The organism is Actinomadura physcomitrii (genome assembly GCF_008923205.2).
Classification (GTDB): domain Bacteria; phylum Actinomycetota; class Actinomycetes; order Streptosporangiales; family Streptosporangiaceae; genus Spirillospora; species Spirillospora physcomitrii.
The window spans coordinates 1-13,031 of record NZ_WBMS02000038.1 but is presented as its reverse complement, the minus strand read 5'-3'; the positions used below and the strand labels follow the sequence as shown (position 1 = coordinate 13,031).

Here is a 13,031-nt window from a genome sequence, read left to right as displayed (position 1 = left end):
GCCGCCTCCCCAACGTTTGCCTCGCCCGACGGGGGGGGGGGGTGGGCCCGGGGCCCCCGTGCCGCACGCACCGCGTTCAGGTCGAGCGTGCCCGTCAGCGGTTCGAGGCGAGGGCTGGGGCGGTGGGGCTTGGCGTCGGGACGGCTGCGCGGCCTGGGGTCGCCAGGGCCGCGACCGCGCCAGCCAGCGACAGCGCGAAGGTCGGCATCCGCCAGCTTGAAGGGCGGCTATTTAAAGCATAGGAGAGGAAGTTGAAAACGGACGAAATCTAGTGGTTACGCCGATTTGTGATCGATCAAGCTTCAACAGCGAACTGATCGATCCTTGAACTCGACGGGAACCTTCGTGGGAAAATAGGACATATAATCGCCCTATCCAGCAAGCCCCCCACGAAGGATATAATATTGCCATCGTAGCGCCAATATTGAATTCCATCAGTTATTATTATTGGCCATTTTTCCGAATCCTCATTCTCTGTAAGCCACAAGCAACGATCTCCGTTCTCGGTAGCACCCCAATCCAAGAGACCTCCAGGCTCGGGATAGAAAGGAAATCTGGGCACCATTGCTTCCTCGCCGTTATCGTCAATGAGCGCTACCTGCACTCCGGCGAGCTCTCTAAGAGGCTCCATGGCATCATCAATCAACCGCAACTGCTCATCGACGTCCGAATTGGGCGCGAAGATGCCGAGGAACTTGTCGATTTGAAGATTCGGGTACCGCTGGAACAGTTGGCGATAATCTCGCGGCAACCGTAGGCCGAGCCTCGACTCTAGTAGATTCCAGTCCACAGGAGACGGAGCATACTCGGCCGGCCCCACTAGTTGTTCGAATTCAACAAACTCCACCAGGAAAGTCCACTCCCCACTTACCGGTTGCCGCAGACCGTTTACGGTTGACTATACATCGGTCCAAACTTATCCCCGGTGTTCCATCTTGGCGACGGCCACGCGCAACCAGGTGAAACTTATTTGGAATAAGTTTTCCTCGATTGTACAGAGGAGTGATCCAATAATCCACGATTTGGTGACTTTTGACTGCGGCAGCAATTTGCTGCTCATAGCCGCTCATAACCGGAGAATTTACTGGCTTCTGCAGACAGGTGACAAGATTATCAGCATCTTCTCCGTTCCCTCCGAGTACCCTTGCGATCAGATGGCATCGCGCATACTTGTAAGCATTGCCGATCTTCGGATTCCCTGAACGACCGTCAGGTAGATCGACAGGCCAGCCTGGTGGATAAATGTCTGGATCCGCCTTACTCCCCCCCTTAAGATCCTTCTGTGAACAAAATCGGGCATATGCAGTGCCGTGTTGGCCATTAGCGTCGAATTGACCGTAATCCTTGACCGGAGCGCACTCATTCCTCTCGTTGCCGTCGTCGGTGCCACTCGGAGTGTCGTCTGGGCGGGAGTTGAGGACGGGGCCCGGGAGGTCATCGCCATCCGGCTTGCCTGCGTTGTTAATTCCGCTTTGAACCTTGACCCTTGCTTCTTGACCGTCACGGATCCTGTCGACCTGGAGCTGGCTGACGCCGGGCTTGGACACGGGTCGCGGCGCATAAGTGTGGAGAACCTTGAGCGCCAGGGACTTCTGAATCTGTGCGAGGGACGGCGGCTTGGGTCGTGGTACCGCTGGATAGGTCGGGGCACCGCTTCCATAGCCGGGGTGGGTGCGCGGGTAGGTAGGTGTACCGCCGCCACCGCCGGTCGTGGGAGCAGTCGGGACGTAGGGCGGGAAGCTGGGGATGGGCGGGTTGTAGGTGCTCGTCCCGCCTCCGCTGTGGCTCCAAGGCCAACTCCAGCTAAAACTCGGTACCTGAATCGGGTGACTTTGGAGCCACGAGTACGTCGCCATCGATGCGGCAGCCGCCCCTGCCAGGGCCAAGGCCCCGCCAATAACACAAACAGGGCAATGGCCAGAGGGGTCGGTCTCATCGAGCGGGTCCGCGTTGGCGTAGGTGTAGCGGTTGGCCTGGATGGCGGGGTCGGGGTCGAGGGTCCAGTCGTCGCGGCTGGCGAAGGTACCGGTGTCGGGGGTGTACCAGCGGGCGTGCATGTTGACGACGCCGTTGGTGGGCTCGATGTACTCGCCCTGATAGCCGGTGGGGCTGGTCGCGCCTGTGGTGGTGGTGACCTGGCCGAACGGGTCGTAGGCCGTGGAGCCGTCCAGTTCGGTGACACCCTGGTCGTACAGGGCGATGAGGTCCTGGTGCTGGTCGGAGAAGGCTCGATAGGGCTGGCCATTTGCGTCGACACTCAAGATGTCGCCATCGGGTGTGCGTTCGTAGCCGGTGTCCACATTGCCGGAGCCATCGGTAATGGCGGTGAGGTCATTACCGTCGTCGGCGTACAGGAAGTTGGTCGTAACACCCGATTGGAGCCGCGTGGCGATGCGGTCCAGACCGTCATAGGCGTACTTGACATCACCGTCGAAAACGAGGCGGTCGAAGGCGTCCCACTTGAGGGTGGTGCCGTTGGTGGCTTTGAGAGTGCCGCGAGGTGAGTAGGAGTAAGTGTTGGTGCCGTCAGACGTCAAGCGGTTGCGTTCGTCGTAGGTGTAAGTGGTCGCACCGGCGCTGGTGCGGTTTCCAGCATCGTCCCAACCATAGGCCGTCTCCTTGCCGGCGGGATCCGTCCAGGATGCGAGGCGCCCCGAGTCGTCGTAGGTGTAGGTGTTCTTCCCGGCACCGGCGGTGCCGGTTGTCGTCTTCTCCGTCATCTGGTCGTCGCGGTTGTAGCCGTAGACCGTGGACGCGAGAACGGTGCCGGTGGCGGAGGTGAGCTTGTCTGAAAGGGTGCGGTTGAGGTCGTCGTAGCCGTAAGCACGGTGGGCGGTGGATGTCCCGTACTGCGTGGTTATGCCAGTGAGTCGGCCTGCGTCGTCGTAGGTACGGGTGGAGGTGCCGCCGCCGATGTCGTCTGAGCTCGTGACGATCTGGTCGTCACCGTTGTAGGTCAGAGTCGTCGAGCCGGCGGGGTCGGTGCGCTGCTGGACCCTGCCGTTGGCGTCGTAGGTGAACTGCGTCGTCTTGTCGCCGGGACTGATGCTGGTGAGGATCTGGCCTCGGTCGTTGTAGCTGAAGATGATGTCGCCATCGGGCGCGGAGACGCGGGCTCGACGTCCAGCAAGATCGTAGGTGAACTGCCGATCGAGGGTGGTGACAGCACCGCCGCTGCCGCTCTCCTTCGTGAGGCGGTTGAGTTCGTCGAAGGTGCGGGTGATGGTCACGGCGCCCGGCTCGGCCTCGGTCACGGGGTTGCCGGCCGCGTCGTAACTGGTGGTCCAAGTACGGCTGGCGTCATCGTAGTGCGCGGCCGTGCGCGGTTCGATGGTCTCTTCCGGAAGGCCGAAAACGTTGTAAGTAGTAATGGTCGAGTTGTTGCGACCATCGGTCAGCCGGGTGCGCTCCCCGGCGGCGTCGTAACCGAAGGTGGTGTCGACGCTCTTCGTGGCCGACACGGGTTCGGTCAGTTTCGTCAGCCGGTTGAGGGCGTCGTAGGTGCGATGGGTGGTGTGGCCTTCGGGAGTGGTCTCGGTGGTGCGGTTTCCGGCCAGGTCGTACCCGTAGTCGTAGGTGCGCAGGGTGTTGCCGTCCGGGTCCAGGTCCCGCGCCGATATCTGGTTGCCGGGCGGGTCGAATTCGGCGACCGTGCTCGCACCGCGGGGATCGGTGACCTTGGTGAGACGGCCTGCGAGGTCGTAGCCGAAGGTGGTGGTGTGCTGGAGGTCATCGGTCAGCGCGGTGACGTCTCCGGTGCCGCTGAGAGTGTAGGTAGTGGTGTCACCTGCTGGACGGGTCCGGGATGTGAGGTTCCCGGCATCGTCGTAGGCGAGCTTGATCGTGTAGGCGACCGGTGCGGGGTAGCGCTCGACCTCGGTGGTGGTGACCTGGTGGCCGAGGTCGTCATAGGTGGATTCGGTGCGCGCCCCGGTCGGCCCGGTCGAGGACAGTTGTTCACCGAGCAGGTCGTACTCGAACAGGTGCTTGCCGGGCTCGTTCTCGGTGCTGAGCTGAGGATCCTCGATCTTCACCAGGTTGCCGAGCGCGTCGTAGGTCAGATGGCTGGTGTGGCCCCGCGGGTCGGTGCTCTCGATGAGTTGTCCGGCCGCGTCGTACTTCATGTGGGTGGTCGGCGTGCTGGTGTCGCCCGCCGGCGAGTTGTAGGACGGCAACGTGATCAGCGTCTGGTTGCCTGTCTTGTCGTAGCCGGTGGTGACGGTGCGGCCTTCAGGGTCGGTCACCTGGGTTCGCTCGCCGGCCGTGTCGTATCCGTAGCGGGTCACCGGTCGAGCCGTCGTCGCGGGGGTACCGTCCCGTTCGACCTGCACGGGAGGCTGCGTGGTTTCGACCAGGCGTCCAACCGCGTCGTACCTCATCGTGGTGGTGTAGTCGGCCGGGGTGGCGCCTTCAGCGCTCCCTCGTGGATCTACCACTTGGGTGACCAGACCGCGCTGGTCCCGGGTGATCTTCGTGATCTGGTCGGTGTCACCGTTCTCGATCGTCTGTTCCACGGGCAGATCGAGAGGGCCATAGGCGTATGTAGTGACGTCCTGACGTTCGGTCCCGGCAGCGCTCTGGATGGTCCGGACCACGTTGTTGTCAGGGTCGAGTTCGTAGTCGGTGCGGCGGGCCTCGCCGTCCGGATCGATCGTCTGAGCGGTCAGCTGGCCCGTCTGGTCGTACTCGTAATCGGTGCGCTGCTTGCCGCCCGTGACCAGCGAGGTGAGGTGGCCGGCGCCGTCGTAGGAACGGGACTCCAGAACGACGTCCCGTGGGGTGGTGGAGTCGTTGACCTTGGCGCCGGTCGCGATCATCTGAGCGGGCCGATCGTCGCCATAATAGGTGTAAGTCGTGGTGCGCCCCATGGCGTCGGTGTGGGAGGCCATGCGTCCGCCGGGGTCATAGGCGTAGGAGTCCAAGACGACGTCGGTCGCGGAGGTGGGGTCGTTTGGGTTGCCGGTCCAGCCCTTGATCGTCCGGGTGGCGAGCTCTCCTCGGGGCGTGTACCCGAACGTGAACTCGGCCCCTCGTTCGTCCGTCAGGCTGGTCCGGGCACCGGTGTCGTCGTAGCCGTAGGTCTCGTGGCCGCCCTCAGGGTCGGTGACCGTCTCAACCTGACCGTGGTCGTCATAGGTGTAGGTGGTGACGCGCTCGGGGTCGCCGCCGGTCAGGTCGACGACCGACTGGGTGAGGGCGTTACCGTCGGCGTCGTAAGTGAGGCGCGTTTCCGCTGTGTGGGTGACGCCGGTGACCTCGTTCTTCACTGCGGGACCCGTGGTGCGGACGAGGCGTCCGTGGTCGTCGTAGCCGTAGTTCGTGGCCGCTCCGGCGGGTTCGGAGTCAGTGATCTCCGTCTGGCCCGTCATTCTGCCCAATGCGTCGTAACTGTACTTGGTCACCTTGCCAGCGGCATCCGTGATCTGGGCCAGATCACCGGCTGCGGTGTAGACATAGGTCGCAGCGGTCGACCCGTCGGCCTTGCTGCGCCATTTGAGCAGGCCAGCGGGTTGGGTGCCGCCGCCATCAGCCGGCTCAGTACCGTCGGTGTACTTGTAGCCAATGCCTCGGAGATTGTAATCGTCGGTCGCCGGCCAGAGTTCGGAGGTCTGCTGACCGTAGTTGTCATATTCCCAGACCGTGGTGTACGGACTGGAATAGGGGTTGACGGTCCGTCCGTCCAGATGCTGGGTCATCTGGTCATTGCGCGGATCGAACGGATCATCCGCGTTGAGGTAGTAGTTCCAGTACTCGGCGTGACACGTGTCCGAATCGGCGCAGCGTTGCTCGTAGCGTTTGTTGCCGCGCTCATCGAACCAGAGGTTGGTCTCATTGCCGTTAGGGTCGGTGATCTTGCCGAGTTGCCCGCCGACGTCGTAGCCGTACGTGGTCGTCTTGCCGAGCTGATCCGTCTCCGACAGCAGTCTGTTTCCGCTCAACGGTTCGTAGACGTAGGTGAGCGTGCCGTTCTTCGGATCGGTCAAAGTGATCGTGCGGCGCAGGTCGTCGATCTTTCCCGAGAAGACCGGGGGACCGATCTTCCAGGTGCCGCCCTTGTCATCGGTGTGCTGCGAGAGGCGATCGGTCCCGACGTCGTAGGCGTTGACCGCGTGAACGCGTCCGCTCGGTTCCGAGATCTTCGTCAGCTGCTGGGACGCCAGTCGAGCCTTGTAGTGGTCCTGGACGGCGGGCAGGCCGAGGGGCTTGTCGTAGATCGCGACCTCGTCGATGTCACCCGTGAAGTCGAACCAGCCGGCGGTCGACGGCGTCTGGGCCCAGCCGGAGGAGGTGTAGCCGCTGCCGACGAAGACATACGGCTCGTTCAGGTGATCGATCGTCCCTGCCAGGGATCCGACGGCCTGACCGTCCAGGTAGAGGGTCTGTTGGCTGCCTTCGCCGGAAAGCACCGCGTGATGCCACTGGCCGTTGTTAACGGCTGCAGGCGAGGTCATGACGTTGGAGCTGCTCCCGTTCCAGAACTGACCTCGGAGCTTGCCGTCCGCGCCGACATAGAGCGCCGGCGTGTATTTGTTCGCGTAGTTTCCGTAGGTGGCGTTCTGGTAGGAGAGGATGACCCCCTGCCCAGTGGTTTTGAACCAGGCCTCGATCGCCAGATAGCCACCTTCCCGGCTGATGTACCGGTCGGGCATCCGCACACGCGACTGTGTGCCGCTGAGCTTTAAGGCCGTGTCCGACGTGCCGGAGAGCGCGCCGGCCTGGCCGGGCGTGGCGCCATAGGCGGTTCCGTTGTCAGTGCCGAGGTTCTCCGCGACCGCACTGTGCATGGTGCCGCCACTGGGCTCGTCGAACCGCCAGTACGACGTCGGGTTGTCGTCCAGCACGGTGCTCCGGTAATGGGAGCCGGTGTCGTAGTCGTATGTGGTGCACTCGGTCGTGCTGCCTGGCGGGCATACTTTAGTGAGAGTGTTGCCTGTGTAGTCGTACGTCCAAGTTAAAGGCGTGCCGTCGACAGGCTCCGTGCTTACCGAGTGGACGTGGCCATCCGACCAACTGAAGGTCAGTGACCGGCCTCCCGTCACCGTTACCTTGGCCAGGTTTCCGTCCGTTCCGTAGACGAGGTCCTGCGCCCGGCCGCGGTTGTCGGTGACCTTGGTCAGCTTGCCCGCACTGTCGAACAGGTAGGTCGTGGACTCTTTGTCCATCAGTTTCCACCCACCGCCGGATACTTCGGCGAACGTCGCTTGGCGCCCTGTCGGCGGTGTGAAGGTCCCGTCGGCGTTCCGGGCGAAGCGCACCTCCTGCCCGTCCGGGTAGGTGACCACGACACTGCCAGTGCCATCGCCATCCGGGACCGCCTTCATGTCGAAGCGTGTGGTCCAGCCCGCACCGAACGCATTCGACGTCCGCGGATCGAGGCTGTTATACGTGCGTGTCACCGACAGCGGTGGACCGGCGCTCGCCACATTGGCGTCGGTGACCGTGGTGGTGTAGTTGCCCGCCTGCTGATCGAACTCCTGGTTCTCCGACGCCGGGCTCGCCAGGTGCGAGGTGATCGCAGGCTGCTGCACCCCGGTGCGCAGTTTGTACCAGGGGCCGTTGGTGGTCGAACCGCCGCTGTCACTGACCGAGACGGTCCAGTAGTACTCCTTGCCCCACTGCAGCTTATCGGCCGGCACAGTCCACTTCGGGGTCTGCTGCCACGGCGAATTGACGCACCATTCCCAATCAATCCACGGTGGCGCACACAAGGTGAACTGGTAGGTCACATTCGCCGACGGCCACGCGTCTACGGACTCCGCCGCGGCGAACAACTGCGGCCGCAATGTGCCGACTTGAAAATTGTTCTTAGGGAACATCTCCGTCAGCTTGGACGGCACGTCAGGTACGTTGATCTGAACCTGCGCAGTGCGCGGCACACCCCAGTCGGAAAACAATGCATAGCCGTCGCTGGTCGTCTTGACCATGTCGAACTTGACGGTCCAAGTACCTGGCGGGAGCGGGTTAATCTTGGCGTTGACTGTGACCGTCTCCCCATAGGATACGGTTTGCGGAAGCGTCGTCTGGGCGGCTTTGTGGTAAATCTGCCGTCCCGACTGGTCGAACACTCCATAGGTCAGCTTGTAACCCGATGTATCCCAGGCTTCATTTCCCTTGTTCGTCACCTTTACCTTAACGTTTCCAGCCTGGTTGTTGAGCACTGGCGGGTCGATCACCGGCGGATTGGCAGCGAAGGCGTATGCAGCGTTATAGGGGCTGTAAGTGATGATCAAGTACGGGCCATTAGGCGATTCTCGACTGCCAAACTTTTTCCAGCCGTAACTGCTTGTCGTAGACGACCGGACCGTCAGCCCGTAGTTGGGCTTCGTCCCGTTCACCCAGCCCTGGATAAGCGAGTCGCCTGCAGATCCGAGGTCGATGCTCTGCCACTTGGCCGGGCAGGCGCTGCTACTCGCCCCTTCTGCGATATAACCGCTGGCGAAGCTTTTCGAGGTCAGTGCGGATCCGTACTTCGGCCCCGGGTAGGCGGCGATATCGGACTGCGACCACGATTGAGTGACCCCGTGCACCGTGACCGGCATGGCCTTGCAGGAGTACGACCACCAGTTGTAGAGGTTTAGGTTGACGTCATAAATCTTCGAGTGCGCCAGTTCGTTGTCGACCTGGGTGAACGCGAGGTAGGTGGCGGCCTTGGTCGAGCCTCCGTCGTAGGTGCCGGCCTTAAGTTCCTCCTCTGCGTAGGGACTGGTCCCATATCCGGTCTGCACATAGGTGTCGTGGGTGTCCGCGTAGTTCCACACCGCTGTGGGGTCGATCGTGACCGGGTACACGCGCGCCGGATCGGCCAGCCACGTCTTGTCGGCCGACACCTTGAGCGCCCACGCGCCGTCACGCTTTTCGAGGGAGTAACTCACACTCTCGGAGCGGGCGGGGTCCCCGGACCTCGCGTTCACCTTAGAGTCGATCATGAAGCCGTGCGGGATTCGTCCGGCCACCTCGCCCTTGGAGTCCACCAGTTCGATGCTTCCGTTGGCGGCGAGGCGGGGAGTCAGTCCGTCGGTCCGCAGCGGAAACTCCCACTCCGCAGGAGCATTCTGCGTCCGAAGGACGATCTTCTCCTTCACGCTGGCGCCGTTCAGCACCTGCAGGAGCAGGTCGGAGTCCGGTCGGAGGTCTCGATAGGTGATCGTGTCACCCTGCGCCTGTGCCTGCGTTGCGGTGGCTCCGTCGACTCCGAACCCGAAACGCTTACCCGTCCCCATCTCCAGAACAGCCAGGTCTCGGCCGGTCGCGCGGCCGGCCAGATCCACGCGGTTCTGATCGGCCTTGTTGCGCCAACGTCCGTTGCCTTCCCGCACCAGTGAGGAATCGATCGGCTGCCAACTGCCGTCGGAATCCTGATAGTTGACGGGCCTGGTGTTGACGCGGGCCGTCCAGGTGCCATCGGGGTTCTTGTAGCGATAGCCGTAGCGGGTGCGCTGGGAAGGATCCTCAACGCTTCTCTTTGGATCAAACCCCGTGACCTTGACCGGCTCGCGCTGGGGCATCACCTTCGCCTGTGCAGGCTTGGGCGGCTCGGGTCGTTTGGCCGCAGTATCGGTGACCACCTTGGGCGAATAGGGCTTCTCCAAACCTGGAGCACCCTTCGGACGCCGCGGCTTCTGCTTTTTTGGTCCGCCTTGGCCGTCGTCTGCTTCTGCGAAACGAGATGCGGCTTCCCCGTGGCGGACCCGAATCGCTGCTTAGGCGTTCGAACCTTCGCGACCGCCATCAGATCCGGCGGTGAAACGTTTCCGCCCGCGACTACTCCGACAAGCAGCCCAAGGGCGACTATCACCGCAGTCGGCCTGAGAAAAGCTGAATCCGCCAGACGCACGACAAACCTCAGCCCGCGCACCGTTCATCTCCTCCGACACCGACTCGAACCAGCCGCCGTCGACGTCGGAGACAACGAAGAACGGGCCGAAAGTTGTCATTCGACCGCCTTCACGCCCATACGTCGTATCAGGCAAGGAAGAGAGTAAATCAACTTCCTCTCCCACAACACGGCCACAAGATAACATGAAGATCACAACACACTATGTAGGTTCTCAATCACCCAGAATCATGTAAACCCATTGGCGGGCTGACGCGGCGGTCGCGAGTTCAGCACACCGGCTACGGGACGGCCCGTATCCCAGGCAGGGCGGTCCGGTGCGTGCGGCACGGGCGCCCCGTGCCGCACGCACGGCGTTCGGTTCGTCAGCGGTTCGAGGCGAGGGCCGGGGCGGTGGGGCTTGGCGTTGGGGCGGCTGTGCGGGCTGGGATCGCCAGGGCGGCGACCGCGCCGGCGAGCGACAGCGCGGCGCCTACGCCGATCGCGCCGCCGAAGCCGTCGGCGAAGGCGGACGGTCCCGCGTAGCCGCCGGCCTTGGCGAACGCCAGGGCGAGGACCGCGACGCCGAAGACCCCGCCGAGCTGCCGCCCGGTGTTGAAGACCCCGGACGCCTTCCCGATCTGCTGCGGCTCGACCGCGTTGAGCACGGCGGCCTGCGCGGCGGGCATCGCCATGCTCACCCCCGCGCCCGCGATCAGCATCGGCGCGATCAGCTCCCAGTACGGGACGGACGGCGTCGCGGCGAGCGCGAGCCAGCCCATCCCGGCCGCCTGCATGGCCAGCCCCAGCGCCGCGAGCGGCCGGGCGCCGACCCGGTTCACCAGCCGGCCCGCGGCCGGCGCGACGACCGTCACCGCGGCCGTCCAGGCGAGCAGGTGCAGGCCCGCGGCGAGCGGCCGGTCGCCGCGCGCCGTCTGGAAGTACTGCGCCGCGAAGAACAGCGCCCCGTAGAGCGAGGCGTACATGAACACCCCGGCGGCGTTCCCCGCCGCGAAACCGCGCAGCCGGAACAGGCTCAGGGGCACCATCGGACGGGCCGCGGCCCGTTCCCACACGACGAACGCGACGCCGCAGACCGCGCCCGCGGCCAGCGTCCCCGTGACCTCGGCGCTCCCCCATCCGGCGGCGTCCGAGCGGATCAGCCCCCACACCAGGCCGAGCGCGGCGCCGGTCACCAGCAGCAGCCCGCCGGCGTCCACGCCGTCGCCACCGCCGCGGCTCTCCGGGACGCGGCGCAGCACCAGCGGGACGACCACCAGGCCGATCGGCACGTTCAGCCAGAAGATCCACTCCCAGGCGAGCCCCTGGGTGACGGCGCCGCCGACCACGGGGCCGCCGACCACCGCCAGCCCGGTCAGCCCGGCGAACAGCCCCAGCGCCTTCGGCCGGTCCGGCGGCGGGTAGGCGGCGCTGAGCAGCGCCATCGCCAGCGGCATCACCAGGGCCGCGCCGGCTCCCTGCACCACCCGCGCCGCGATCAGCCAGCCCGCGTCCGGGGCCAGCGCGCACGCCGCCGACGCGGCGGTGAACAGCCCCAGCCCCGCCGTGAAGAGCCGCCGCCGCCCGAACCGGTCGCCCAGCACGGCACCGGTCATCAGCAGGACGGCGAAGCTCAGGCTGTAGGCGTTCACGGTCCATTCGAGCTGTTCCATCGAGGCGCCGAGATCCAGCCGGATCCGGCTCAGCGCCGTCGTCACCACGGTGGCGTCCAGCGCCACCATCACCGAGCCCGCGGAGGCGAGCCCCAGCACCCATTTCCTGTCCATGTCCGTACCGACCCGCGGCCCCGCGGAATCGGCCGGTGCCGACCCGATGAATCCGGCTGGCTCGCGGGTCTGTACAAGCGAGGGAGGAACATGGGATGACGAGGTACAGAGAATGACGATGACCGAGCAACCGAGCGACGAGTTCGTCCGGCTGGCCGCCCCGTTCCGGCGGGAGCTGCTGACCCACTGCTACCGGATGCTGGGGTCGGTGCAGGACGCCGAGGACCTCGTCCAGGAGACCTACCTGCGGGCCTGGCGGTCGTACGGCGATTTCGAGGGCCGCGCGTCGATGCGCACGTGGCTCTACCGGATCGCCACCAACGCCTGCCTGAACGCGCTGCGGCACGGCGGACGCAGGGTGCTGCCGGCCGGGCTGGGCGGGCCGATCTCCGACCCGGCCGCGATCGACCGGCGCGACCCCGAGGTCCCGTGGCTGGAGCCGATCGCCGACGAGCAGGCCGACCCGGCGGCGATCGTCGCCGGGCGCGCCGGGCTGCGGCTCGCCCTCATCGCGGCGCTGCAGCATCTGCCCGTCCGGCAGCGGACGGTGCTGATCCTGCGGGACGTGCTGGCCTGGTCGGCGGAGGAGACCGGCGACGCGCTCGGCATCAGCGCGACCGCGGTGCACAGCACGCTGCAGCGCGCCCGGGCCCGGCTGGACCGGCTCGAACCGGCGATCGACGAGATCGCCGAGCCGCCCGAGCCGGAGCGCCGCGACCTGCTCGACCGGTACGCCGACGCCTTCGAGCGCGCCGACGTCGCGGCGCTGGCCCGGCTGCTCACCGAGGACACGGTCTGGCAGATGCCGCCGACCCCGTCGTGGTTCGCGGGCCGCGACGCCGTCGTCCGGCTGCTGGAGGCGAGGCTCCGCAAGGGACGGATCCGGCTGATCCCGGTCCGGGCGAACGGGCAGCCGGGCTTCGCGATGTACGTGAACGACGAGGCCTTCGCGGTGCAGGTCGTCACCCTGCGAGGCTCCGCCATCGCCGCGGTGACCGCCTTCCACGCCCCCGCCCTGGTCCGCTGCTTCGGCCTCCCCCTCCGGTTGTGACGGCCTCGCGACGCAGAGGGGGTTACTTGAGGAGTTGGCGGGCGATGACCATGCGCTGGATCTGGTTGGTGCCCTCGTAGATCTGGGTGATCTTGGCGTCGCGCATCATCCGCTCCACCGGGAACTCCCGCGTGTACCCGTACCCGCCCAGCAACTGCACCGCGTCGGTGGTCACGTCCATCGCCACATCCGACGCCAGCGCCTTGCACGCCGAGGACACGAAGGTCAGGTCCGGGACCTTCTCGCCCTGCATCGCGCGTTCGGACTTGATCGCCGCGTGGTAGGTCAGCTGCCGCGCCCCCTCCAGCCGCATCGCCATGTCCGCCAGCATGAACTGCACACCCTGGAAATCGGAGATCGGCTTACCGAACTGCCTGCG

Annotated in this window: 5 protein-coding genes; 1 reads left to right on the top strand and 4 read right to left on the bottom strand. The window is 65.0% G+C overall.

Going from position 1 to position 13,031, the window contains the following annotated elements:
* Positions 1-295: 295 nt before the first annotated feature.
* The 3 genes from F8568_RS34835 to F8568_RS34825 all read right to left on the bottom strand — a co-directional run bounded on the left by F8568_RS34835 (position 296) and on the right by F8568_RS34825 (position 11,601).
* Positions 296-847, bottom strand: a complete 552-nt coding sequence (locus F8568_RS34835) for a hypothetical protein (protein ID WP_151597925.1) — start codon at positions 845-847, stop codon at positions 296-298.
* Positions 834-9,590, bottom strand: coding sequence for a DNRLRE domain-containing protein (locus F8568_RS34830; protein ID WP_151597924.1), 8,757 nt, complete (start codon positions 9,588-9,590; stop codon positions 834-836). The genes F8568_RS34835 and F8568_RS34830 overlap by 14 nt, the downstream gene beginning before the upstream one ends.
* Before the next feature lie 610 nt (positions 9,591-10,200).
* Positions 10,201-11,601 carry a DHA2 family efflux MFS transporter permease subunit gene (locus F8568_RS34825; protein WP_151597923.1) on the bottom strand — a complete coding sequence of 467 codons (1,401 nt, stop codon included), beginning with the start codon at positions 11,599-11,601 and terminating at the stop codon, positions 10,201-10,203.
* Between the two features lie 118 nt (positions 11,602-11,719).
* On the opposite strand from F8568_RS34825, the gene F8568_RS34820 reads away from it, so the two are divergent.
* The gene (locus F8568_RS34820) at positions 11,720-12,652 is read left to right on the top strand and encodes a sigma-70 family RNA polymerase sigma factor (protein WP_236009805.1); all 933 of its coding nucleotides are present in this window, start codon (positions 11,720-11,722) and stop codon (positions 12,650-12,652) included.
* A gap of 22 nt (positions 12,653-12,674) precedes the next feature.
* On the opposite strand, the gene F8568_RS34815 is transcribed toward F8568_RS34820, so the two are convergent.
* Positions 12,675-13,031 (bottom strand): acyl-CoA dehydrogenase family protein (locus F8568_RS34815; protein ID WP_268896464.1); only part of this gene is annotated, 357 nt, incomplete at its 5' end.